General features: G+C 62.0%; 22 protein-coding genes and 1 pseudogene. 8 read left to right on the top strand and 15 right to left on the bottom strand.

What is annotated here, in order from left to right; all coding sequences use genetic code 11:
• Positions 1-48 precede the first annotated feature (48 nt).
• Positions 49-2,352 carry a TonB-dependent siderophore receptor gene (locus tag VXM67_RS22235; protein WP_027906601.1) on the bottom strand — a complete coding sequence of 768 codons (2,304 nt, stop codon included), beginning with the start codon at positions 2,350-2,352 and terminating at the stop codon, positions 49-51.
• Between the two features lie 220 nt (positions 2,353-2,572).
• Here VXM67_RS22235 and VXM67_RS22230 point away from each other — a divergent pair, with 220 nt between their 5' ends.
• The 3 genes from VXM67_RS22230 to VXM67_RS22220 all read left to right on the top strand — a co-directional run bounded on the left by VXM67_RS22230 (position 2,573) and on the right by VXM67_RS22220 (position 4,605).
• Positions 2,573-3,253: a Fe2+-dependent dioxygenase gene (locus VXM67_RS22230; protein WP_027906600.1), complete on the top strand. Its 681-nt coding sequence runs from the start codon at positions 2,573-2,575 to the stop codon at positions 3,251-3,253.
• A 3-nt stretch (positions 3,254-3,256) separates the two neighbouring features.
• Positions 3,257-4,009, top strand: a complete 753-nt coding sequence (locus VXM67_RS22225; RefSeq protein WP_023382194.1) for a tetratricopeptide repeat protein — start codon at positions 3,257-3,259, stop codon at positions 4,007-4,009.
• Positions 4,010-4,074: 65 nt separating this feature from the next.
• Positions 4,075-4,605 (top strand): hypothetical protein, encoded by a 531-nt coding sequence (locus VXM67_RS22220; protein WP_023382193.1) that lies wholly within the window; start codon positions 4,075-4,077, stop codon positions 4,603-4,605.
• 51 nt (positions 4,606-4,656) lie between these two features.
• On the opposite strand, the gene VXM67_RS22215 is transcribed toward VXM67_RS22220, so the two are convergent.
• Positions 4,657-5,820 carry a type III PLP-dependent enzyme gene (locus VXM67_RS22215; RefSeq protein ID WP_023382192.1) on the bottom strand — a complete coding sequence of 388 codons (1,164 nt, stop codon included), beginning with the start codon at positions 5,818-5,820 and terminating at the stop codon, positions 4,657-4,659.
• A gap of 505 nt (positions 5,821-6,325) precedes the next feature.
• Here VXM67_RS22215 and VXM67_RS22210 point away from each other — a divergent pair.
• The 3 genes from VXM67_RS22210 (at position 6,326) to VXM67_RS22200 (ending at position 10,332) form a co-directional block, all read left to right on the top strand.
• On the top strand, positions 6,326-6,814 hold the full coding sequence (locus tag VXM67_RS22210) for a sigma-70 family RNA polymerase sigma factor (protein WP_027906599.1): 489 nt from the start codon (positions 6,326-6,328) through the stop codon (positions 6,812-6,814).
• 17 nt (positions 6,815-6,831) lie between these two features.
• A complete protein-coding gene (locus tag VXM67_RS22205; protein ID WP_027906598.1) occupies positions 6,832-7,794 on the top strand; it encodes a FecR family protein in 963 nt (320 codons plus the stop codon).
• A 108-nt stretch (positions 7,795-7,902) separates the two neighbouring features.
• Positions 7,903-10,332 (top strand): TonB-dependent siderophore receptor, encoded by a 2,430-nt coding sequence (locus VXM67_RS22200; protein WP_027906597.1) that lies wholly within the window; start codon positions 7,903-7,905, stop codon positions 10,330-10,332.
• An 84-nt stretch (positions 10,333-10,416) separates the two neighbouring features.
• On the opposite strand, the gene VXM67_RS22195 is transcribed toward VXM67_RS22200, so the two are convergent.
• The 4 genes and pseudogenes from VXM67_RS22195 to VXM67_RS22180 all read right to left on the bottom strand — a co-directional run bounded on the left by VXM67_RS22195 (position 10,417) and on the right by VXM67_RS22180 (position 13,858).
• The gene (locus VXM67_RS22195) at positions 10,417-11,574 is read right to left on the bottom strand and encodes a betaine/proline/choline family ABC transporter ATP-binding protein (RefSeq protein ID WP_023382188.1); all 1,158 of its coding nucleotides are present in this window, start codon (positions 11,572-11,574) and stop codon (positions 10,417-10,419) included.
• Complete coding sequence (locus VXM67_RS22190) at positions 11,571-12,224, bottom strand: ABC transporter permease (RefSeq protein WP_023382187.1); 654 nt, start codon at positions 12,222-12,224, stop codon at positions 11,571-11,573. The genes VXM67_RS22195 and VXM67_RS22190 overlap by 4 nt, the downstream gene beginning before the upstream one ends.
• Positions 12,221-13,132, bottom strand: a complete 912-nt coding sequence (locus VXM67_RS22185) for a glycine betaine ABC transporter substrate-binding protein (RefSeq protein WP_023382186.1) — start codon at positions 13,130-13,132, stop codon at positions 12,221-12,223. The genes VXM67_RS22190 and VXM67_RS22185 overlap by 4 nt, the downstream gene beginning before the upstream one ends.
• A 13-nt stretch (positions 13,133-13,145) precedes the next feature.
• Positions 13,146-13,858 (bottom strand): annotated as a pseudogene (locus VXM67_RS22180) (ABC transporter permease).
• A gap of 378 nt (positions 13,859-14,236) precedes the next feature.
• Here VXM67_RS22180 and VXM67_RS22175 point away from each other — a divergent pair.
• A complete protein-coding gene (locus tag VXM67_RS22175) occupies positions 14,237-14,815 on the top strand; it encodes a hypothetical protein (protein ID WP_041925543.1) in 579 nt (192 codons plus the stop codon).
• Between the two features lie 88 nt (positions 14,816-14,903).
• Complete coding sequence (locus VXM67_RS22170) at positions 14,904-16,487, top strand: peptide chain release factor 3 (protein ID WP_023382184.1); 1,584 nt, start codon at positions 14,904-14,906, stop codon at positions 16,485-16,487.
• A gap of 153 nt (positions 16,488-16,640) precedes the next feature.
• Here the strand turns inward: VXM67_RS22170 and VXM67_RS22165 are convergent, their stop codons facing one another.
• From VXM67_RS22165 to VXM67_RS22125, 9 genes are all read right to left on the bottom strand, one after another.
• On the bottom strand, positions 16,641-17,720 hold the full coding sequence (locus VXM67_RS22165) for a polyamine ABC transporter substrate-binding protein (RefSeq protein WP_027906595.1): 1,080 nt from the start codon (positions 17,718-17,720) through the stop codon (positions 16,641-16,643).
• 52 nt (positions 17,721-17,772) lie between these two features.
• Entirely contained in the window at positions 17,773-18,114 is a 342-nt protein-coding gene (locus VXM67_RS22160; RefSeq protein WP_023382182.1) for a cupin domain-containing protein, read from the bottom strand.
• Between the two features lie 31 nt (positions 18,115-18,145).
• Positions 18,146-19,552 (bottom strand): FAD-binding oxidoreductase, encoded by a 1,407-nt coding sequence (locus tag VXM67_RS22155; RefSeq protein WP_027906594.1) that lies wholly within the window; start codon positions 19,550-19,552, stop codon positions 18,146-18,148.
• 64 nt (positions 19,553-19,616) lie between these two features.
• A complete protein-coding gene (locus tag VXM67_RS22150; RefSeq protein WP_177429942.1) occupies positions 19,617-20,441 on the bottom strand; it encodes a nuclear transport factor 2 family protein in 825 nt (274 codons plus the stop codon).
• Between the two features lie 51 nt (positions 20,442-20,492).
• Positions 20,493-20,666, bottom strand: coding sequence for a hypothetical protein (locus VXM67_RS22145; protein ID WP_162144434.1), 174 nt, complete (start codon positions 20,664-20,666; stop codon positions 20,493-20,495).
• An 82-nt stretch (positions 20,667-20,748) separates the two neighbouring features.
• A complete protein-coding gene (locus VXM67_RS22140) occupies positions 20,749-21,717 on the bottom strand; it encodes a peptide ABC transporter ATP-binding protein (RefSeq protein ID WP_023382179.1) in 969 nt (322 codons plus the stop codon).
• Positions 21,717-22,685: an ABC transporter ATP-binding protein gene (locus VXM67_RS22135; RefSeq protein WP_023382178.1), complete on the bottom strand. Its 969-nt coding sequence runs from the start codon at positions 22,683-22,685 to the stop codon at positions 21,717-21,719. The genes VXM67_RS22140 and VXM67_RS22135 overlap by 1 nt, the downstream gene beginning before the upstream one ends.
• Positions 22,686-22,695: 10 nt before the next feature.
• Positions 22,696-23,622 carry an ABC transporter permease subunit gene (locus VXM67_RS22130; protein WP_023382177.1) on the bottom strand — a complete coding sequence of 309 codons (927 nt, stop codon included), beginning with the start codon at positions 23,620-23,622 and terminating at the stop codon, positions 22,696-22,698.
• Positions 23,623-23,632: 10 nt separating this feature from the next.
• Positions 23,633-24,643, bottom strand: a complete 1,011-nt coding sequence (locus tag VXM67_RS22125) for an ABC transporter permease subunit (protein WP_023382176.1) — start codon at positions 24,641-24,643, stop codon at positions 23,633-23,635.
• Between the last annotated feature and the right edge of the window lie 40 nt (positions 24,644-24,683).

Below are 24,683 nucleotides of genomic sequence, written 5' to 3'. Positions count from 1 at the left end.
GCCGGCAAGCCGGCTCCTGCAGGGGCCGGCTTTACCCCAATCCCGTCATCAGAAATGAACGCTGGTGGTCAGCAATGCGGTGCGGCCTGCGGCCTGGTTGGCGAAATGGGTGGAGAACGCCTTGTCGTAGTACACCTCGTTGGTCAGGTTTTGCACGTTCAACTGCAGGTCCACGTTCTTGGTCAGCTTGTAGGCGGCCATGGCGTCGTAGCGGACATAGCTGTCGACCATGGTGGTGTTCGCCACGCTGCCGTAGACGTCGTCGACGTAGAAGGCACCGCCACCGACCGTCAGCTTCGGCGTGATCGCGTAGGTGGTCCACAGGCTGGCACTGTTGTTAGGTGTGTTAGGGAGCTGGTTGCCATCATTGGCCTTGCCCAGGGGGCCGCCGTCGATCTGCCGGGCCTGCATGTAGGTGTAGCCGGCGAACACCTGCCATTTCTCGGTGATCTTGCCGCTGGCCGACAGCTCGATGCCCTGTACGCGAGTTTCGCCAACGTTCTCGTACGAGGTGGTGTCCACCTGAACGCGAGCATTTTCCTTCTCGGTGCGGAACAGGGCGGCGGTGAGCGACAGGCGCTCGTTCAGCAGGTCCCACTTGGTGCCGATTTCGTAGTTGGTGGTCTCTTCCGGCTCCATGTCGCTGCTCAGCAGGTTGCCGGAGCGGTCGGTGGTATTGCCCAGCGGGTTGCCTTCCATACCTTCGCCAAGCAAGGCACCTGGCGGCGTCGCGGAAGTGGCGTAGGAGACATAGATGCTGCCGTTGTCGGCTGGCTTCCAGACCAGGCCCAGTTGGCCTGTGAAGAACTCACTGGTGTCACTGCCCTTGGATGCGATGCCATTCTTGTTCACCACGGTCGCACCCGAGGCGTCGTAGCCACGGTACTGGGTGTCGAAGTGGTCGTAGCGCAGGCCCATGTTCAGCAGCCACTGAGGTGTCAGCTCAAGTGTGTCGAACACGTAGATGGCGCGGGTGTCGCTCTTGGTGTCGGTACCCGCGTAGTTGCGTGAGATCGCTCCATTCCACGGATCGTCCGGCGTCGGGTTGCCCAGCGAGGTGCAGTTGTACGGGGCACCGATGCCATTGCACACGTTCTTGTTGTTGACCTTGGTGGTGCCATCCAGTGTGGCGACATTGTAGGAAGACCGTTTCGATTCTTCGCGGCTGAGTTCGATACCCGTCGAGAAGTTGTTCTTGAAGCCCGCCACATAGAACTCGCCGAACAGGTCCGTCTGGTTGGTGGTGGTCGTGGTATTGCCGACGCGGGTATTGGCCCGACGCCAGACTTCGCCGTTATTGACGTTGCCCTGGCTATCGTCGGGCTGAGTCAGGATGTAGTCCTGCATGCTGTTGCCATGACGCAGGGTGTTCTTGATGGTCAGCGCGTCTGTCAGGTCGTGCTCGATGGCGAAGGTGGCAATGTCGACACGGCTTTTGCGGAAATCGCGATTGGTCAAGCCGTAGAAGTTGTCGCTGTCGCCACCGTCATTCGGCTTGCTTGGGTGGGCCGAGGTGCGGTCGCCGCTACCGCCGGTCGGGATCGTGTACGGGATACCCGAGTCTGGCAGGTCGTCGCTTTCCAGGTGGTAGTAGTCAAGGTTGACGCGGGTCGGCGTGCCCAGGCCAAAGGCCAAGGACGGTGCGATACCCCAGCGGTCGTAGTTGACCTTGTCGCGCCCGGCTACGTTGCTTTCGTGAGTCATCAGGTTCAGGCGGCCGGCAACGGTATCGCTGAACTGGTAGTTGCCATCGAGGGTGTAGCGCTGGGTCTGGTCGCTGCCCCAGGTCCACGCGGCGTCGAGCGAGTTGCCCAAGTGCGCCCGCTTGCTTACCAGGTTGATGGTGCCGCCGGCAGCTCCGCGGCCACCGATCGCCGAGTTCGGGCCTTTGGCAACTTCCACCGACTCCACGGCGAAGATCTCGCGGGTTTGTGCGCCGGTGTCTCGTACGCCGTCGAGGTAGGTGTCGCCTTGGGCATCGAAACCGCGAATGAACGGGCGATCGCCCTGGGGATTGCCGCCCTCGCCGGCACCGAAGGTAATGCCTGGCACGGTCCGCAGAGCATCCTGCAGGTTCAGGGCATTGGTGTCCTTGATCACTTGCTGTGGAATCACGGTGACTGAACGGGGCGTGTCCACCAGGGGAGCGGTGTACTTCTGCGAGGAGGCCTTTTCGACTTTGTAATCGGTGCTGGCCTGTTCAACCTTGCCCTCGATGCTGGTGGCATCGAGGGTGATGGCGTTACTGGCGGAGGGCTCGGCGGCATAGGCAGAGGACGCGCTGAGGGCGACGCCGATGGCCGAAACGATAAGGCGCGGTGAACTTACGGTAGATGGCACGTAGTGACGCATTGCAAAGAACCTTCCCCAAGGTGTTAAGGCTGCGGATCTTAATGTAAGCAATTGTGACTCACAATTGAGAGTCGTTACCATTCGCTATGAATTTACATTCTTTACAATTTGTCTTTACGGTTTGCACGCGCTGAAACGTCTTAAGCGGCGGACGGGGCTTGTACAGCGTAAAAGGTAATCAATATCATTGAGCCTTTACACTTCCTGATGGTGCGTTGCCATGCTGCTTCACATTCCCGGCCTGTTCGACGCCGACGAGCTCACTCGCATCCGCGAGGCCCTTGAGCAGGCCGACTGGGCTGATGGCAAGATCACGGCGGGGTATCAGTCGGCCAAGGCCAAGCACAACCTGCAGTTGCCCGAAGGGCACCCACTGGCCAAGGAATTGGGTTGCGCATTGATCGACCGCTTGTGGAAGAACCCGCGTTTCATGTCGGCGGCGTTGCCGCACAAGGTCTTCCCGCCCCTGATCAACTGTTACCGCGAAGGGGGCAACTTCGGTTTCCATATCGACAATGCACTGCGCCAGCCCAAGGACAGCCCCGAGCGAGTGCGTACCGATCTGTCATCGACCCTGTTCCTCAGCGACCCCGACAGCTACGACGGCGGTGAGTTGGTCATCCAGGACACCTACGGCGTGCAGCAGGTCAAGCTGGCGGCCGGTGACCTGGTGCTGTACCCCGGCACCAGCTTGCACAAGGTCAACCCGGTGACCCGTGGCGCACGCTATGCGGCATTTTTCTGGACCCAGAGTCTGGTGCGCGACGACGGGCAACGTACATTGCTGTACGAGATGGACAATGCCATCCAGCAATTGACCACCGATGTGCCGGAGCATCCTGCCTTGCTGCAACTGACCGGCACCTACCACAACTTGTTGCGCCGCTGGGCCGAGGTCTGAACCGTGTCCTACCAATTGCGTCGTGAGGACGTGGTGGATGTCGCGGGCTTGCAGGCCATGCTCGAAGACAGCCCTGGCAAGGCCGCCCAGGCGATTCTCGCGGCAGCGGGGCAGGGCGTGGTCCAGGCCCAGTTGTTACTGGGGCAGATACTGCTCGACGGGCGAGGCATCGAACAGGATGCCCTGTTGGCTCGACGTTGGTTCGGCATCGCTGCGCAGGCGGGCAATGCCATGGCGCACAACATGCTTGGACGCTGCCTGGAACATGGCTGGGGCGGCGAGGTGAACCTTGTCAAGGCTGCCATCCATTATGCGCACGCTGCCGATGCCGGGCTCGACTGGGGGCTTTACAACCTGGGTAACCTGCTGGCCACCGGGCGCGGAGTAGCGGTCAACCAGGCCCAGGCTCTGGCCTGTTACGAGAAGGCCGCGCACCTTGGCCATGCCAAGTCGATGAACCTGCTTGGCCGTTATCTGGAACACGGTATTGCCACTGCGCCCAGCCCTGTTCGGGCGGTGCGCTGGTATCGGCGTTCAGCCGAGGCGGGGGATTTCCGGGGCATGTTCAGCTTGGCATTGGTGCTGTTCGAACGAGGTGAAAACCAGGAAGCACTGAGATGGATCGAACTTGCCCGCGCCCAAGGTAACGTGCCGTTCTTGCGTAGCAGCCTGAACACCTTGCGCTCGGCAGGCCCTTCAATGGCGGCTGTAGCAGACGGCTATGCCCAGGAAATACAGCTGCGCGAGGAAGTCTGACCGACTTCGTTGATTGAGCGAGCAGGCTGAAAGTCGCGGCTCTCGACTCAATCGCGAGGTTAAGCATGAAGTACGTTCAGGACCGTTCGTTTATTGCCACCTTCACCTCAGTCACCCCAGGCTACGAAGGGTGGCTGGACTCGATGGAGGGGACGCCTCGGGAGCGGCGCTGCCAGTGGTTGACCGTCAGTTCCAGTAGCGAGGTCAAAAGCCCGCAACGCTTTTGGTTCGGGTATTTCGAAGGAGATCGACACGGCTATCAGGTACGCGCCGTCGAATCGGGCGAAGGCTATGCGCATTACGACATCTGGGACCTGAGTGGGCAAAGCTACATTGGTTACTACGCCAAAAGCGATGAGCCGGTGAGTTGGCGGGTGCGGGTCGACGGCACGAAGATCGAACAGCCGCAGATCCAGGTCTATCAAGGCGTGACGTTGGCTGCGCCAGGCTTGGCAATGGTCAGCGTGGCCAATCGAAAGCCTTGGGATGACCACTACGTGGGGGTTGGCAAACCTAACGTGCTGACGTTCGAGATGGCTGTACAGGACGTCAATGTCCCCAATTTCAGCAATGTTTCACTGTATAGGCGTCGATGAACCACCACGTGGTGCGCCTGCGAAAACGGGGCCTTGCGGCCCCGTTCTGGTTTACAGGTAGTAAGCCTTCAGCGGTGGGAAGCCGTTGAATTCCACTGCGCTGTAGCTGGTGGTGTAGGCCCCGGTCGACAGCCAGTACAGACGGTCGCCGATCGCCAGGTTCAGCGGCAGGCCGTACTTGTAGTGCTCGTACATGATGTCGGCGCTGTCGCAGGTCGGGCCTGCGATCACGACTTCTTCGGTTTCGCCCTTCTTCTCGGTCCAGATTGGGAACTTGATGGACTCGTCCATGGTTTCGATCAGGCCGGAGAACTTGCCCACATCGGTGTAGATCCAGCGCTCGACGGCGGTGCGCGACTTGCGCGCAACCAGGACCACTTCACTGACCAGGATACCGGCGTTGGCGATCAGCGAACGGCCCGGCTCGAGGATGATTTCCGGCAGGTCATCACCGAAGTCTTCCTTCAGGAAGCGAATGATTTCTTCGGCGTAGGTTTCGAGACTGTTGGTACGGGTGATGTAATTGGCCGGGAAGCCGCCACCCATGTTGATCAGTTTCAGTTCGATGCCGTCTTCTTCCTTCAGGCGCTCGAAGATCACTTTGACCTTGGCGATAGCAGCGTCCCAGACGCTGATGTCGCGCTGCTGCGAACCAACGTGGAAGGAGATACCGTAGGGCACCAGGCCCAGGTCGCGGGCGAGGATCAGCAGGTCCATGGCCATGTCGGTCTGGCAGCCGAACTTACGGGACAGCGGCCAGTCGGCAGTGGTGGAGCCTTCGGTGAGGATCCGCACGTAGACCTTCGAACCCGGTGCGGCCTTTGCGATGTTGCGCAGGTCGGCTTCCGAGTCGGTGGCGTACAGGCGCACACCCTTCTCGTAGAAGTAGCGGATGTCCTTGGACTTCTTGATGGTATTGCCGTAGCTGATGCGGTCGGCGCTGACACCGCGGCCCATCACTTTGTCCAGTTCGTAGATCGAGGCGATGTCGAAGCTCGAACCTTTCTCTTTCAAAAGATCGATGATCTCGACCGCCGGGTTGGCCTTGACCGCGTAGTAGACCTTGGCGAATTCGAAACCGGCGCGCAGGTCGTCGTAGGCCTGGCTGATCATCTGGGTGTCGATGAGTACGAACGGGGTTTCCTGCTTGTCGGCGAACGCCTTCATCTTCTGGAAGGTTTCACGCGCGAAATAGTCTTCGACCTGGATCGACATGCTCAGGGACTCCATGGGCAAACTGAAAGATTAAGTGGCTGCAAACTGAACGTCCTCCGTATCCCCACTTTGGTTCGCCTACTCAGTACTTGAGCCGGATGGATCGTTTCCAGCATGGACGTTCGGCGCGCACTTTAGGGCGTGAAGAATGCAGAATCAACAGGCAATCCGGGTGCGATCGTCGTGGATCGACGCCCTACCCGTTGAATAACCGACTCGCATGACCGCCTGATGTTCCCGGCACTGTTTCAAGCGTAAAAAATTGTGGAATGGAGCGTGTAGGCCCCTTCGCGGGTAAGCCCGCTCCTACAGGGTTTTCACAATTTAGGTCGGCGCGGGTTTACCCGCGAAGGGGCCAGAGGTGTTCATATTTATGGCCACATTCTCAAGCACTCCCGTACATGACATCACCCATAAATTTTTTGTTACCGACTGGCGGATTTGCTGAGTCTGATGAGAAAAATTACTATTCGCACCCTTATCCGCCTCCCTGACGACCCAGACCGTGTCCGGACACAAAGGCTTCCTCGACCACTACCACGAGCTGATCGGCACCTGGACGCGCAAGTTGCGCAGTCGTCAGCAGGCCGAGGATCTCACCCACGATGCCTTTGTGCGGGTTCTTGAGAACACGCGTGAGCAGGTCGATCAGCCTCGCGCTTATCTTCATCAAACTGCCCGCAACATTGCCGTGGACGGTTTTCGCCGCGAAGACCGGCGTCAGCAACTGGAGCAGGAAACCTTCGAGGAAGGTGCCACCGCCAGCGACGACCCTGAAGCCTATGTACATGCCCTGGAACTGGCCGACAGCGTCGAGCGCGCCCTGGCCGAATTGCCCCTGAACTGTCGGCGGGTATTCATCTGGCAGAAGCTCGAAGGCCTGACCCAGGCGGAAATCGCCGAGCGCATGGGTTTGACCAAGAACATGGTCGAAAAGTATATGATCCGCACGCTCCGGCATCTGCGTGAGCACCTGGATGTGTCCACCCGATGAGTCAGGAGACCTTTGCGATGAAACAGCACGGTGCCGGTACCGTCCGCGAGCAGGCAGCCGAATGGTTCGCTCGCGTCCACGATGCGCCGCGCGACAGTGCGTTGCAGGCTCGGTTGCACGATTGGCTCGAAGCACATCCCAGCCACCGTGCAGAATATGACGCGTTGGCGCTGCTTTGGTGCGCAGCCGAGCGCATCCCCCCACAGCGACTGCAGGCATTATGTGAACCGGAGCCGGTGCGCCATTTGCCGCGGCGGGGCGTGCTGCGCCAGGCGCTGGCTGCCGGTGTTGCCGTCGCCGCGCTGGGCCTGGGCTGGAGCGGTTGGCAGTACCAGCGGCTGAACCATCAGGACACCTTGCAGACAGCCTTCGGTGAGCGCCGTCAGGTCGAACTGCCAGATGGTTCGCTACTTGCGCTCAACAGCGCGACGCGGCTGCAAGTGGCATACAGCACGGGTCGCAGGCACATCGTGCTCGAAGCCGGCGAGGCAATGTTCACGGTTGCCCACGACAGCAGCCGGCCATTCGTCGTCGACACCGCCCAGGGCAGCGTTACCGTGACCGGTACCCGTTTTGATGTACGCCTGGACCCGTCGCTGACCCGTGTGGCGGTCGAGCAGGGCTCGGTGCGTGTGCAGGGCCGCGATGCATCGCTGGCGCAGTTGAGCGCCGGGCAGGGCGCTTCCATCGATGCGCAGGGCAAGGTGGCCGAGCCCTACGCGATCAATGCGGCTGCGTTGACCGCCTGGCGCCAGGGCAAACTGGTGTTCGAGAACGCCACCCTGGAGGAAGTGGTGGCGGAAGTGAAGCGTTACCGGGCTCAACCGCTGCGAGTCGCACCTGGCAAGGTCGCCGGGCTGCGCTTGTCCAGCACTTTCAGCACCGACGATACCGACGCACTGTTGCGCGCTTTGCCAAGTATCCTGCCGGTGGCCATCAGGACCCACCAAGACGGTTCACGCGAAATAGTCGCAAAATAAATTCAGGTTTTTTCCCCGTCGTTCGTCTTCCCCGCCAGCTGCAACTGCCAAGCATTTACATTTGCATGCGGTTGGCGTTTATCCCGACTTTCAGGATGCTTCGAAGACGTGAACAACAACAAGCCATTCCCTCGTTTCCGCGCGCTGGCGCTGGCCCTTGCGGTCAGTGCCGTGGCCTTCGACAGCCATGCCGAGCAGGCCGCTGCCGCAATTCAGATCCAGGCCCAACCGTTAGCGTCTGCCTTGAGCCAACTGGGCCAGCAAACCAACCTGCAGCTGTTCTTCAGCCCTGAGCTGGTAGCCGGCAAGCAGGCCCCGGCGGTATCGGGCCAACTGGTGCCGGAACAGGCGCTGCAGCAACTGCTGCAAGGCAGCGGCCTGACCTATGAGATGTCCCAGGGCACTGTGGTGGTGAAACCGGCCCAGGCCGCTGGCAGCTTGACCTCCGGCAGCCTGGAGCTGGCACCGACCGATGTGAAGGTGGTGGGTGACTGGTTGGGCGATGCCGAGCAGGCTGTGGTGCAGAACCACCCCGGCGCACGGACGGTGGTGCGCCGCGAGGCGATGGTGGAGAAAGGCGCGATGAACGTGCGTGACGTGCTGCGGGGCATTCCGGGGGTTCAGGTGCAGGACTCCAACGGCACCGGCGGCAGCGACCTTTCGCTCAACGTTGGCGTGCGTGGCCTGACCTCGCGCCTGTCGCCGCGTTCGACCGTGCTCATCGACGGCATTCCAGCGGCCTTCGCGCCCTACGGCCAGCCACAGCTGTCCATGGCGCCTATCTCCTCGGGCAACCTCGACAGCATCGACGTGGTCCGTGGCGCAGGCTCTGTGCGTTATGGTCCGCAGAACGTCGGTGGGGTGATCAACTTCGTGACCCGGGCGATCCCCGAGAAGGCTTCGGCGCAGTTGTCCACCACGCTTGAGACCTCGCAGCATGGCGGCTGGAAACACACCGAGTCGGCGTTCGTTGGCGGCACTGCGGACAACGGCATGGGCGTCGCGCTGCTGTACACCGGTGTCAACGGCAACGGCTATCGGGAAAGCAACAACGGCAACGACATCGACGACGTCATTCTCAAGACCCACTGGGCGCCAACCGACAGCGATGAGTTCTGGCTGAACTTTCACTACTACGATGGCCGTGCCGACATGCCCGGAGGCCTGACCCAGGCCCAGTACGATCAGAACCCGTTCCAGTCGGTGCGCGACTACGACTACTTCGCCGGCCGTCGCAAGGACGTTTCGTTCAAATGGCTGCGCCAGCTCGACGATGCCACTCAATTCGAGGTGTTGACGTACTACACCGACAGTTTCCGTGGCAGCTCGATTGCCTCGCGCGACATGAAGACCTTGTCTTCCTACCCGCGCAATTATCACACCTTCGCCATCGAACCGCGTGTGTCCCGGATCTTCTTCGCCGGGCCCACCACCCAGGAAGTCAGCGTGGGCTACCGCTACCTGAAAGAGGCCATGCGCGAGCAGTCCACGCGTCTGGGGCTGGTCGACAATGTGCCTACGCCGATCCCAGGCTCCGATGGCCATGTGTTCCAGGACCGTAGCGGTGGCACCGAGGCCAGCGCCTACTACATCGACGACAAGATCGACGTCGGCAACTGGACCATCACGCCGGGTATCCGTTTCGAACACATCAACACCGACTGGCGTGATCGCCCGGTGCTTGGTGCCAATGGCAAGCCGGTGCCGGAGAAGAACCGCAGCATTACCAGCAATGAGCCACTGCCAGCGCTGAGCGTGATGTACCACCTTTCCGATGCCTGGAAACTGTTCGCCAACTACGAGACGTCGTTCGGCAGCCTGCAGTACTTCCAGCTGGGTCAGGGCGGCACGGGCAATAGCACCGCCAACGGCCTGGAGCCGGAGAAGGCCAAGACCTACGAGATCGGTACGCGCTATGACAATGGTGCTTTCGCCGGGGAGCTGACCGCGTTCTACATCGACTTCGACGATGAGCTGCAGTACATCAGCAACGATGTGGGGTGGACCAACCTCGGCGCCACCAAGCACCAAGGTATCGAAGCGTCGGTTCGCTATGACCTGGCCGGTCTGGACCCGCGCCTGCAAGGGCTGTCGGCCAATGCGGGCTTCACCTACACCCGCGCGACCTACGAGGGGGAGATTCCCGGCTTCAAGGGCCGCGACCTGCCATTCTATTCGCGCCAGGTGGCCACTGCCGGCCTGCGCTACGAGGTCGATCGTTGGACCTGGAATCTGGATGCCTATGCCCAGTCCAAGCAGCGCGCGCCGGGTACCGGGATCAACGCCGATGGTAGCTTCAACGGCGACTACATCACCGAGCCAAGTGCTGACGGGCAGTACGGTGACATTCCCGGTTACGTGACCTGGCATGCCCGTGGTGGATATGACTTCGGGCCGCAAATGGCCAACCTGAAGCTGGCGGCAGGGGTGAAGAACCTCTTCGACAAGCAGTACTACACCCGCTCCAGCGATAACAACGCCGGCATTTATGTGGGTGAGCCGCGTACCTTCTATGTGCAGGCCAGTGTAGGGTTCTGATACCGCGTCGGCTGCTTTGCCGGTGAACCCGCGCCCACAGTGACGGTGCTGTCCCTGTGGGGCGGGTTCGCACAGCAATTCAGATCAGGATGCCACGGCCTCGGCAGGCGATACGATGCTGGTCTTCGCCCCGCGCGACCTGCCCGAACTCAAATAGGCCGCAATCGACTCCTGCGTCACCTCGCCGAGGAACACCTGCTCGGCATCCAGCACCGGTAACCACGCCCGATTGAACTCGTACATCCGTGACAACAGGATGCGCAGGTTCTCATCATGCGACGCCGTGGCGTTGAACGGGCGCAAGAAGTCCGCACAGGTTCCTTGCTGGCGGTGCATGTCGCGCCGACGTACGTACCCCAGCGCCTTGTTCGCTGCATCGGTGACCACCACATAGCGACGGTCATGCTCGTCGAGCAGCTCCAGCGCATCGCTCACCGATGTCTGCGGACTCACCGACGGCGCGTTGTCCGCCGCATCTTCGGCGCGCACCAGCAACAGGCGTTTCAAGGTGCTGTCCTGGCCGACGAAATTGCTGACGAAATCATCCACCGGATGGGCCAGCAAGGTATCCGGGTGATCCAGCTGCAACAGCTTGCCGGCACGGAAGATGGCGATCTTGTCGCCCAGCTTGATGGCTTCGTCGATGTCGTGACTGACCATGATCACGGTCTTGTTCAGTGCTCGCTGCATCTCGAAGAACTCGTTCTGGATCATTTCGCGGTTGATTGGGTCGACCGCGCCGAACGGCTCATCCATCAACAGCACGGGCGCCTCGGCGGCCAGGGCGCGGATCACGCCGATACGCTGCTGCTGGCCACCGGAAAGCTCACGTGGGTAGCGCTGCAGGTACTGCTTGGGTTCGAGCTTGATCATGTGCATCAGCTCGCGGGCGCGCTCGTGGCACTTTTGCTTGTCCCAGCCGAGCAGGCGCGGGACCACGGTGATGTTTTCCTCGATGGTCATGTTGGGGAACAGGCCAATCTGCTGGATCACATAGCCGATACGCCGACGCAAGGTCACTTCGTCCAGCCCGCTGGTGTCTTCGCCATTGATGAACACCTGGCCGGAGGTCGGGGTGATCAGGCGGTTGATCATCTTCAGCGTGGTGCTCTTGCCGCAGCCGGAAGGGCCAAGAAACACGCAGATCTCGCCTTCGTTGACGGTGAGGCTGACCGAGTCGACGGCTTTGACGTCCTTGCCGTTCACGTTGAAGGTCTTGCTGAGGTTCTTGAGTTCGATCATGAGCGCAGTCCTTCTGGAGTCAGGGCACGTTGCAGGGTTTGCAGGAGCAGGTCAGCGATGATCGCCAGCAGGCTGACCAGCACGGCGCCGACCAGCAGCATCGACATGTCGCTACGACTGATGGAGGTGAGGATCAACACCCCAAGGCCGCCGGCACCGATGGTGGCGGCAATGGTCATGACACCGATGTTCATGACCACGGCGGTGCGTACACCGGCGAGGATCACCGGCACTGCAATGGGCAGCTCGACCATGCGCAGGCGCTGGCCGAAGGTCATGCCGATGCCACGCGCGGCCTCGCGGATACCAGGTTCGACGTTGGTCAATGCCAGGTAGGTGTTGCGCAGGATCGGCAGCAGTGAATAGAGGAACACCGCGGTGATCGCAGGCATCGGCCCAAGCCCTTGGCCGAATTTGGAGTAGAACGGCAGCAACAAGCCGAACAGGGCGATCGAAGGGATTGTCAGCATGACCGTAGCGCTTGCCTGCAGCGGGCCGGCAACAGCCGGGAAGCGGGTCATCAGGACGCCCAGCGGCACGCCGACGATGATCGCAAGGCCCACGGCGACACTGACCAGCATGATGTGCTGCCAGGTCAGTTGCAGGACCAGGGCCCAGTCGAGGTGGGCGAACGTATCGAGCAGGCTCATGGCTGCACCTCCTTAAGTGGATGCGCCTGCAGGAAGGCTGCGGCGACGGCACTCGGGTTCTGGTGCTCGACATCGACCTTGGCGTTGAGCTGGCGCATGGTTTCGTCGTCAAGCTGTTCGGCCAGTGGCTTGAGCAGGCTGGCCAGTTCCGGGTTGGCGTCGAGCACCGCTTTGCGAACCACCGGTGCGGCTGTGTAGTCGGGGAAGTAATGCTTGTCGTCTTCGAGAAGCTTCAGGTCGAATGCGCTCAGGCGGCCATCGGTGGTGTAGACCAAGCCGGCGAATACTTGGTTGTTGCGCAGGGCGGTGTAGACCAGGCCCGCGTCCATTTGCCGAATGTTCGCCCTGCCCACTTGCAGGTCGTACATTTCCTTGAGGCCGACCAGGCCATCCGGGCGGTTGGCGAACTCGGTGTCCAGGGCCACCAGAAGGTTGCCATCGGGCTGCGCGCGCAGCACATCGTTGAGTGCCGAGATGCTGGTCACTTGCGGGTACGCTTCGGCAACCTTGCGTGGCAAGGCCAGGGCGTAGGTGTTGCTGAACTTGGAGGGTGTCAGCCAGATCAGGCCCTTCCCGGCATCCAGTTCCTTGACCTTGGCGTAGGTGGCTTCGGCACTGGGCATGCGCTCGTCGATATGGTTGTACGACACCAGCGAGACACCGGTGTATTCCCACATCAGGTCGAGTTGGCCGGTTTCCTGGGCCTGGCGTGCCAGGCTGCTGCCCAGCCCGCCGGTGACACGCACCTGATAGCCATGGGCGCGCAGATACTGGGCGGTGATCTCGGCCAGCACGGTCTGTTCGGTGAATACGCGAGCACCGATACGAATCAGCGGTTTGTCCGCTGCCTGGGCAAATCCTGCGAACAGCAGGGCCGCGCCCAGCAACAAGGCGATTGTCTTTTTCATGGGTTCCCTCTCGTTATCGGGCCAGGCCAGGTTCCAGCCAGCGTCTGCTGGCGAAACTCACCGCCGCGTCCAACGCCAATGCCAGCAGTGCCGTGCAGGCAGCGCCCAATAGCAGTTGTGGCTGGTTGTTCAAGGCGATGCCGGGGAAGATCAGGCTGCCCAGACTGTTGGCACCGATCAGGAACGCCAGCGGCGCCGTTCCAACGTTCAGGGCCAGGGCTACGCGCACACCGCCGACGATGATCGGCACGGCATTGGGCAGTTCCACCTGCCACAGTTGCTGGCGCGGGGTCATGCCAATGCCGGTGGCAGCTTCCTTGAGCGAGGCGGGGACGTTCTTCAGACCCTCGTAGGTATTGCGCACGATGGGCAGGAGAGAGGCGAGGAACAGCGCGAAGATCGCAGGACCTGCGCCGATGCCCAGGACACTGAGCGCGATGGCCAGGACGGCCAGGGGGGAATGGTGTTGCCAACGTTGAAGAACTGCATGAAGCGCTCGGCTTTGTCGACCCGGTGCGGTCGACTCAAGGCAATGCCGGCAGGGATGCCCACGGCCAGCGCCGCCGCCATCGAAGCCAGCACCAATACCAGGTGCGCTTGCAGGTAGAACCCAAGATCGTCGCGATAACGCGCGATCGTGTCGATGCCGATCCAATGGACCAGCAGGGCCAGGATGACGAGCACGGTGGCCCATCCCAACAGCCCTTTTCCGTAGCGTGCAGCCACAGGCGGACTCCTTGTGTAGTCGGCGAACACACTCCCGTGGCGGCCGGCCATTCCTGGCGGCAGGCAGTGTGGTCGCGAGTAGCAGCGTGCGGTCTCGACGCGGACGCGACACGCCATTTAGCCAAGCCCCGTCAGGCTCGAAATGCCGGTGAAACCAGCCCTGACCCAATGGACGTTGCCGAGGGGGTAACAGGATTGTGGACGTCTCCAGGGGGCCAAAGGTTCCCATCTGAGCCGGCATTTGGCCAGCGCGGATTTTTTCAGGTTGATTGTTTCCTCCTGCCTATCGAAACGCCAAGGCCGCTGAATACGGGGCTCGCAGGAGGTTGGAAGCGCCCTCCTTGCGACCCTGGAAAAAAACACTTGAGGTAGTTTCATATGCTTGAACATGACTACGATCGCTCCTTTATCGCCCATGTCACCTCCACCACTGCGGGCTTGGAGGGCTATCTGGATTGCGCAAAAGTGGTGGAGAAGGGCGTGCAGGTAGCCCGCGTCGCAGACGATTGGCTGATCCTGACCTCGCTGACGGTCGGTGAGCCTCATTACTTCTGGTTCCGCTGCATGGTGGATGAAGCCAGGGGGCGTCGTTACTACGACATTCAATCCTGGAGCCGTCGCACGGGGCGTGATTTCAACGCAAGGACCCGCCACCTGGACCGTAATGGCAACGGCTACGGCTGCCTGTACGACACCCCGGTCAGCGACGACCGCCTTTGGAAACTGATGGCGCAGAACCAAGACGGGGGCTTCAGCAGCTTGGATCAGGCGCCGCGAGCGGGTGAGTCGCTACCCGTGCGGATCTGGACACGAACCACCAACCTCGAGTTGGGTGCCACAGGTCGGGAGGACGTTGGCGGGCATTGGTTCGCTTATGCCCGGGCGGGCGACGGCCACGCGCTTGACCTGCAGCTTCAGATCACGCACATCGGCGAAGAACTGCTCGACGACCATTGAGGTCGGTTTCGGCGGCCACTGTTTGGGTATGGCTATGGATTCGGGTATAATCTCGGCCCTTTTTTGATCTCCAGTCAGGCGATTTCCCATGACCAACCAGGCCGCCGAAGTCGCGAAGCGCCGCACTTTCGCAATCATTTCCCACCCCGACGCCGGTAAGACCACCATCACCGAGAAGCTCTTGCTGATGGGCAAGGCGATTTCCGTTGCGGGTACCGTGAAGTCGCGCAAGTCCGACCGCCACGCCACCTCCGACTGGATGGAAATGGAGAAGCAGCGCGGTATCTCCATCACCACCTCGGTGATGCAGTTCCCATACCGCGAGCACATGATCAACCTGCTCGACACCCCCGGCCACGAAGACTTCTCGGAAGATACCTACCGCACCCTGACCGCGGTGGACTCGGCGCTGATGGTGCTCGACGGCGGTAAGGGCGTCGAGCCACGTACCATCGCCCTGATGGACGTCTGCCGCCTGCGTGACACACCGATCGTCAGCTTCATCAACAAACTCGACCGTGACATCCGCGACCCGATCGAACTGCTCGACGAGATCGAAGCCGTCCTGAAGATCAAGGCTGCGCCAATCACCTGGCCGATCGGTTGCTACCGGGACTTCAAGGGCGTCTACCACCTGACCGGCGACTACATCGTGGTGTACACCCCGGGCCATGGCCACGAGCGTACCGAAGCGAAGATCATCCAGAAGCTGGATTCCGACGAGGCCCGTGCCCACCTGGGCGACCAGTACGAGTCGTTCGTCGAGCAGTTGGAGCTGGTGCAGGGCGCCTGCCACGAGTTCAACCAGGAAGAATTCATCAACGGTCAGCTGACCCCAGTGTTCTTCGGTACCGCGCTGGGCAACTTTGGGGTCGACCATGTGCTCGACGCTGTCGTCGACTGGGCGCCGCGACCCTTGGGTCGTGTGGCCCACGAGCGGACCGTCGAGCCTGTTGAAGAGAAGTTCACCGGTTTCGTGTTCAAGATCCAGGCGAACATGGACCCGAAACACCGCGACCGTATCGCCTTCATGCGCATTTGCTCGGGCAAGTACGAGAAGGGCATGAAGATGCGCCACGTGCGTATCAACAAGGACCTGCGCGTAGGCGATGCGCTGACCTTCTTCTCCTCCGAGCGTGAGCAACTGGAAGAGGCCTATGCCGGCGACATCATCGGCCTGCACAACCACGGCACCATCCAGATCGGTGACACCTTCACCGAAGGCGAGGCATTGGGCTTTACGGGTATTCCGCACTTTGCGCCGGAACTGTTCCGTCGCGTGCGCCTGAAGGACCCGCTCAAGTCCAAGCAATTGCGCCAGGGCCTGCAGCAGTTGGCCGAAGAGGGCGCGACCCAGGTGTTCTTCCCCGAGCGCAGCAACGACATCATTCTCGGCGCCGTGGGTGTGCTGCAGTTCGACGTGGTCGCCAGCCGCCTGAAGGAAGAGTACAAGGTCGAGTGCGCCTACGAGCCCATCACTGTCTGGTCGGCGCGCTGGATCAGCTGCGACGACAAGAAGAAGCTCGAGGAATTCCAGAACAAGGCCATGGAGAACCTGGCCATCGACGGTGGCGGCCACCTGACCTACCTGGCACCGACCCGGGTCAACCTGTCGTTGATGGAAGAGCGCTGGCCGGACATCAAGTTCCGCGCTACCCGCGAACACCACTGATCCTCGGGGTAGGATCAGCACCGTGTGGTGTCTGATCTGGCCCTATCACCGGCAAGCCGGCTCCCACAGGTACAGCGCCAGTCCATAGGGCTGTGCAACAGTCGGTGGGAGCCGGCTTGCCGGCATTGAGGCCAGTGAAAACTGCACAGGGGCTCAGTTACCGGCCTTGATGCTGGTCCAGATCCGCGTCCGAATGCGGTCGATCTTGGCTGGCATCGCCTCTAGCGCATAGAGCTTGTCCATCACGTCCTCGCTCGGGTAAATCATCGTATTACCCTTCATCGCCGGCTCTACCAACCCGTCTGCCTTGAGGTTGCCGTTGGCGTACTGCACATGGTTGCTGATATTGGCCATCACTTCCGGCTGCAACAGGTAGTTCATGTAGGCATACCCGGCTTTCTCATCGGGTGCATCGGCTGGCATGGCGACCATGTCGAACCACATCGGCGCGCCTTCCTTGGGAATCGAGTAGCCCACCTTCACTCCGTTCTTCGCCTCCTCGGCGCGGTTCTTCGCTTGCAGTACATCCCCCGAGAAACCCACCACCACGCAGATATCGCCATTGGCCAGGTCGCCGGTGTACTTCGAGGAGTGGAAGTAACTGATGTACGGGCGCACCTTCATCAACAGCGCCTTGGCCTTGTCGTAGTCTTTTGGGTCCTGACTGTGGTGCGGCAGGCCGAGGTAGTGCAAGGCGATCGGAAGCAGCTCGGGGCCGTTGTCCAGCACCGCGACGCCGCAACGCTTGAGCTTGCTGATGTTTTCGGGCTTGAAGATCAGGTCCCAGGAGTCCACGGGCGCATTGTCGCCAAGCACTGCCTTGACCTTGTCGATGTTGTAGCCAATGCCGGTACTGCCCCACAGGTACGGGAAGCCGTACTGGTTGCCGGGATCGTTCACCTCCAGCGCCTTGAGCAGCACCGGGTTGAGGTTGTGCCAGTTGGGCAACTGCGACTTGTCCAGCTTCTTCAGGGCCTTGCCCTGGATCTGCCGGGCCATGAAGTGGTTGGAGGGAAACACCACGTCGTAGCCGGAGTTACCCGTCATTAGCTTGCCGTCGAGGGTCTCGTTGCTGTCATAGACATCGTAGGTTGGAACGATGCCCGTAGCTTGCTGGAAGTTCTTGAGCGTGTCAGGGGCCACGTAGCTGGACCAGTTGTAGATCTTCACCGTGTCAGCGGCGCTGACCACGCTGGCGGCCAGCATCAGGGGGGCGACGAGGAGTGTGCGCATGTCGGGAGTACCTTGCTTTGTCTGTTGTTATCGAAGGCAGGCGATCAGCGGATCAGAAAATCAGGACGTAGGTTTTTCGCACGGTTTCCTGGATGTCCCAGGTACCTGTGCTGTTGGCCGGTAGCATCAGGGCATCTCCGGCTTCTATGGACAGGGGCTCGCCACCATCGGGGGTGAAGGTGCAGCGGCCTTTGATGAAATGGCAGAACTCCTGTTGCACGATCTGCCGTCGCCAGCGGCCGGGTGTGCACTCCCAAATGCCGGTTTCGACACCATCGCTGCGCTCGACGCAGGTGACCGAGGTCACTGCTACGGGTTCGCCAAGTGGCACCGCAACCGGGCTGGAGGTGTCGAGCACTGCGCTTTCGGTGTGTTTGAACTGGGTGATGCTCATGACCGGTGAATCCTGTGTAGGGTGAAGGTAATCAGTGCATGAAGCCTTCCATGAAGTCCGCAAGCGAGCTGGCCAGGCGCCGCCTCCAGGGCGCGCTGGCGGGGTTGGCGAGGGTCCGGTCCTCGTGGACGAAGCTTTGGATGATCGCGTTGTAGCCCAGCCAGCGGCACGGCTCGGGCGGCCAGCTGGCCAGGCTCGACACGGGCCGGTTGTCCAGCACCCAGGGCTGTGCGGTCAGTTCGTTGTGCTGGTTGAGAATCAGCGCCGCCAGCGTGCGGCCGCCCAGGTTGGTGGCCCCGACGCCTTCACCGCCATAGCCACCGGAAAGGGCGATACCGCGCTGGCGGTCGCAGAGCATGTGCGGGCGGAAGCGCCGGGCCATGCCCAGGTTGCCGCCCCACGAATGGGTGATCCGTACGTGTCCCAGCTGCGGGAACAGCTCGCTGAACAGGTAGCGACGCAGCTCGATCTCTTGATCGTTCAGGTTGAAGTTCTCGCGCAGACGGCCGCCGAAGCGATAGCCGCCGCGGGCGCCGAACACCAGGCGGTTGTCGGCGGTGCGTTGGCCGTAGGTGACCTGGCGGCTGCTCTCGCTGAAGGCTTGCCCCTGGGACAGGCCGATCCGTTCCCAAGTCGATTCCGGCAGAGGCTCGGTAGCCACCAGCAGGCTCTGTACCGGCAGTTGGTGCTTGCCCAGCGGGGGCAGGCTGGCGGCGTAACCCTCCACGGCAGGCACTACCCAGTGGCAGCGAATATGCGCCAGGGGCGAGCGAACTGCACCGGGCTGCCAGTCGATGGCCGGGGTGTTCTCGTAGATCGGCACGCCCAGCGCTTCCACTGCACGGGCCAGGCCGCGCACCAGCTTGGCCGGCTGGATCGTCGCGGTGTGCGGACTGTAGATGGCGCCATAGGCATTGCTGACCCGCAGTTGGGCATCCAACTGCTCGGGGCGCAGCCAGCGATAGTCGTCCTCGGTCATGCCCTGGCGATACAGGTCATCAAGGTAGGCGCGCAGGTTGCGCTCCTGCTCGGGGTAGCGCGCAGCGCAATACAGGACGCCACCTTTACGGTAATCGCAGTCGATGGCCTCGCGTTGCAGCACGCTTTGCACTTCATCGGGAATGCCGTGCAGCAGGTCGATGCTGGCGCGGCGCGTTTGCGGTGACAGCGTGGCGAGCAACCGGTCCTCGCCCAGGAGGTTGCCCATCAGCCAGCCGCCATTGCGCCCCGAGGCACCGAAGCCGGCGATGTTGGCTTCGATTACAGCAATGCTCAGTTGCGGCGCCTGCCGCTTGAGGTAGTAGGCGGTCCACAGGCCGGTATAGCCCGCACCGATGATGCACACATCGACGTCCAGGTCTTCGCGCAGAGCGGGGCGCGCGCACAGTGGCTCGTCGAGCTGGTCCATCCACAGGCTGAGCGTGCGCAGGGGTTGCATCGGGTTCGGCTCCACATCCATCAATGTCTGTGGGCGATCCTAGTAGCGTTCGACGATGGCTGTCTTACGTGCGTGCACGCAGGGAATTTTGCTTCAGGTACGCCTTGGGCGTCAGGCCGGTGTGTTCGCGAAACGCTTTGTAGAACGCCGAAAGTGAGTTGAAGCCGGCATTGAAGGCCAGGTCGTCTATCGGCGTGTCGGCGCTGCCGTGGTCAAGGATCGCCATCAAGTGTTGCAGGCGGGCCTGGTTGACGTAGCGATAGAAGCTCTGCCCGAGCACCTGGTTGAGCAGGTAGGAGATCTGGTTGCGGCTGTAGCCGCTGGCGTCGGCGACCTGTTGCAGATTCAGCTCCGGGTCAAGGTAGGGGCGTTGGCGCTGGAAATAGTGCTCAAGGTCCTGAGCCATGGTCGACAGTTGGCGTGGTGACAGGCCCAAGCGGCTGGTGGCAGGACGCAAACCGCCGCTGGCAGGGCTGTGGCCATTCTGGCGCACCAGGGTGGCATATTCGTTGACTCGCCAGATCAGGTCGTCCTTGACGGTAATTGCCTCGCTGGACTGGAACGCCACCAGGCCGTCGCCGCCCTGGACCGTCACCTGGTACTGGATGAACGCGGTGCAGCCGTCCACGCGGATGCGGTCGCTATGGACGATGTCTTCGCCAGCCTCATGGGGCAGGCAGGCGCGCACGTAGTCGCGCAGCTCGTGGTAGCCGAGCACGCGATTCTGGAAAAAGTCGTGGTACTGGATGTCAGGGTGGTAGAGCGCGATGACGCCATCCAGGTCCCGGTGCTTCCAGCACAGGTGATAGCGCAGCACCGTGTCAGCCGTGCGTGGGGTCTGTTCTGGGCCGTCGGGGAGGGTGAGGGCGGTCATGAATGGATAGTGCATTGCAGAACACCCAGGTGCAAGGGCGTGGGTCCGGCATATTGCACGGTTCTATCAAGCGGCAGGCAGCGTAAGCCGTTGATTCGGATAGCTATGGGTTTTCGCGGGCGCTGGCATGGCGCGTGCACCGGTTTGTTCACCGCCGAACAGGAGAAAAGCCATGCGCTCGATACTGCTGTGGATGATTGGGGTGCCGATTCCAGTGATCATTCTGATCTGGTTCTTCATGCATTGAGACGGCCATTGCCGACAATCCGGCCCCTACAGCGCCTGTAGGAGCCGGCTTGCCGGCGAGGGGCGCTATCTGGGCCTAGAGAAACTGCTCCGCATAATGGCAAGCCACCTGCCGGGAGGCCACCTGCCTGAAGGCCGGTACCTCGTTGGCACACCGCTCGGTCGCGTAGGGGCAGCGCTTGTGGAACGCGCAGCCCTCTGGCGGGTTCAGCGGGTTGGGCAGTTCGCCGGCAATGCGGATCTTCGGCTTCAGCGGGTCCGGGTGGATCGCCGGAGTCGCCGACAGCAACGCCTGGGTGTAGGGATGCAGCGGCTTTTCGTAGATATCCTCCTTCGGCCCCATCTCTGCCGGCCGGCCCAGGTACATCACCAGCACCTGATCCGCTACATGGCGCACTACTGCCAGGTTATGCGAAATGAACACGTAGGCGGTGTTGAACTCCCTTTGCAGGTCCATGAACAGGTTAAGGACCTGGGCCTGGATCGACACGTCCAGCGCTGAGGTTGGCTCGTCCGCCACCAGCACCTTCGGTTGCAGCATCATCGCCCGGGCCAACGCAATCCGCTGGCGCTGGCCGCCGGAGAACATGTGTGGGTAGCGCTGATAATGCTCGGGACGCAGGCCTACCTGTTCCATCATCTTCTGCACTTTTTCGCGCCGCTCGGCCTTGCTCAGCGAGGTGTTGATCAACAGCGGTTCTGCCAGTTGATCGCCGATTTTCTGCCGGGGGTTGAGCGACGCGTAAGGGCTCTGGAAGACCATCTGCACATCGCGGCGCAGCTGCTTGCGTTCAGCCTTGCTGGCGCCCTTGACCTCGGTGCCGGCGATTTGCAGCGAACCGGAGGAGGGCTCTTCGATGAGTGTCAGGGCGCGGGCCAGGGTCGACTTGCCACAGCCGGATTCGCCGACCACGGCCAGGGTCTTGCCAGCCTCTAGCTCGAACGACACGCCATTGAGGGCGCGTACCAGGGCATGGCCTTTGAACAGACCACGCGATACTTCGTAATGCCGGGTCAGCTCCCGAGCGGAAAGAACGACGGCCATCACGCCACCTCCTGGTTCAGCGGATAGAAGCAACGCACCAGGCTATGCGCCTGGGGATCAAGGGGGGGGCGCTGGCGCCGGCAGTTTTCCTGCACGTACGGGCAGCGCGGCGACAGCAGGCAGCCGGCTGGGCGGTCGTAACGACCGGGTACGATGCCGGGTAGCGTGGACAGGCGTTCGGCACCGAGACTGTGCTCGGGGATGGCCGCCAACAGGGCTTCGCTGTAAGGGTGGGCGGGTACGTCGAACAGCTCTGGTACCTGGCCCACTTCCACGGCTTGCCCGGCGTACATCACGCACACGCGCTTGGCGGTTTCGGCCACCACGGCCAGGTCGTGGGTGATCAGGATGAGCGCCATGTTGCGCTCTTTCTGCAAGTTGACCAGCAGTTCCATGATCTGCGCCTGGATGGTCACGTCCAGGGCGGTGGTCGGCTCGTCGGCGATCAGCAGCTTGGGCTCGCCGGCGATCGCCATGGCAATCGCCACCCGTTGGCTCATGCCGCCGGACAACTGGTGCGGGTAGGCGTCCAGGCGGCTTTCGGCAGCCGGAATCTCGACCTTCTTGAGCAATTCCAGGGCACGCTGGCGAGCGGCCTTGCCCTTGAGGCCCAGGTGTTGGCGCAGCACCTCCTCGATCTGGTAGCCCACGGTGTAGCTGGGGTTGAGCGCGGTCATCGGGTCCTGGAAGACCATGGCGATGTCCTTGCCCACCACCTTGCGCCGCTGGCGGCCGCTGAGCTTGAGCATGTCGGTGCCGTCGAAGGTGAGGGCGTCGGCAGTGATACGCCCGGGGGCGTCGATCAGGCCCATCAGGGCCATCATGGTCACCGACTTGCCCGAGCCGGACTCGCCGACGATGGCCAGGATCTCGCCGGCATCTACCGCCAGGTCCAGGCCGTCCACCACGGGTACTGCATTGGTGTCGCCGAAGCGCACGTTCAGGTTGTTGATCTGCAACAGTGACATGGCGTTCTCCTCAGGCGGCGTTCTTGAGTTTCGGGTCCAGCGCATCGCGCAGGCCGTCGCCCATCAGGTTGATTGCCAGCACACTGAGCAGAATGGTCAGGCCGGGCAGGCTCACCACCCACCAGGCGCGCTCGATGTAGTCACGTGCCGAAGCCAGCATGGTGCCCCATTCCGGGGTGGGCGGTTGCACGCCCAAGCCGAGGAAGCCCAGGGCCGCGGCGTCGAGAATCGCCGAGGAGAAACTCAGGGTCGCCTGCACGATCAGCGGCGCCATGCAGTTGGGTAGCACGGTGACGAACATCAAGCGTGGCAGGCCGGCACCGGCCAGGCGCGCGGCGGTGACGTAGTCGCGGTTCAACTCGCCCATTACCGCCGCGCGGGTCAGGCGCACGTAGGACGGCAGTGACACGATGGCGATGGCGATCACCGTGTTGATCAGGCCTGGGCCGAGTATGGCGACGATGGCCACGGCCAGCAGCAGCGAGGGCAGGGCCAGCATCACGTCCATCAGGCGCATGATCGAAGGGCCGAGGATCTGCGGGAAGAACCCGGCCAGCAGGCCGAGCAGGATACCGGGGATCAGCGACATCACCACCGACGACAGGCCGATCAGCAGCGACAGCCGAGCGCCCTGGATCAACCGCGAGAGCAAGTCGCGGCCCAGTTCGTCGGTGCCGAGGATGAACTGCCAGGTACCGCCTTCGAGCCACACCGGAGGGGTCAGCAGGAAGTCGCGGTACTGCTCGCTGGGGTCGTGCGGCGCGACCCATGGGGCGAACACAGCGCAAAACACCACCAGGCACATGAAGGCCAGGCCCAGCACTGCACCTTTGTTGCGTGAAAAGGCCTGCCAGAACTCTTTGTACGGTGACGGGTAGAGCAGGCTTTGGTCCACCGGGCTGGCCGGCGTGACGGATTTTGGAATCGGGCTAGTCATGGCGAAGACCTCAGCGCTGATGACGGATGCGTGGGTTGGCCAGGCCGTAGAGGATGTCCACGACGAAGTTGACCAGAATCACCAGGCAGGCAATCAACAGGATGCCATTCTGGACCACGGGGTAGTCACGGGCGCCGATGGCTTCGATCAGCCACTTGCCGATGCCCGGCCAGGAGAAGATGGTTTCGGTGAGCACCGCACCGGCCAGCAAGGTGCCGACCTGCAGGCCGAACACCGTCAGCACAGGGATCAACGCGTTACGCAGACCGTGCACGAAGACCACGCGGGCCGGTGACAGGCCTTTGGCGCGGGCGGTACGGATGTAGTCCTCGCGCAGCACTTCGAGCATCGACGAGCGGGTCATGCGGGCGATCACCGCCAGCGGGATGGTGCCCAGCACGATGGCTGGCAGGATCAGGTGCATCACGGCATCCTTGAAGGCGCCTTCTTCGTCGCTGAGCAATGTGTCGATGAGCATGAAGCCGGTCTTCGGCTCGATGTCATAGAGCAGGTCGATGCGCCCCGACACAGGGGTCCAGCCCAGGCTCACGGAGAAGAACATGATCAGGATCAGGCCCCACCAGAAGATCGGCATGGAATAGCCGGCCAGGGAAATGCCCATCACCCCGTGGTCGAACAGCGAACCGCGCTTGAGCGCGGCGATCACCCCGGCCAGCAGGCCGACGACTCCGGCGAACACCAGGGCGGCGAAGGCCAGTTCGAGGGTGGCCGGGAACAGAGTGAGAAACTCGGTCCAGACACTTTCGCGGGTGCGCAGCGACTCGCCCAGGTCTCCCTGGGCGAGTTTGCCGACGTAGTCCAGGTACTGGACCGGCAGGGGCTTGTTCAGGCCCAGGCGTTCCATGGCCTGGGCGTGCATTTCAGGGTCGACCCTGCGCTCGCCCATCATGACTTCCACCGGGTCGCCGGGGATCAGGCGTATGAGCGCGAAGGTCAGCAAGGTGATACCGAAGAAGGTCGGAATCAGCAGGCCTAGACGCCGGGCAATAAAACTCAACATTGTCGGAGGTACCTCATCAGCCGGTCAGGGCAGTGCCGCC

The sequence above is a fragment of the Pseudomonas sp. Rh2 genome, assembly GCF_040762985.1.
Taxonomy (GTDB): domain Bacteria; phylum Pseudomonadota; class Gammaproteobacteria; order Pseudomonadales; family Pseudomonadaceae; genus Aquipseudomonas; species Aquipseudomonas taiwanensis.
Note: the sequence above shows the minus strand (reverse complement) of the source record. Positions and strands in the feature narration are given on the sequence as shown.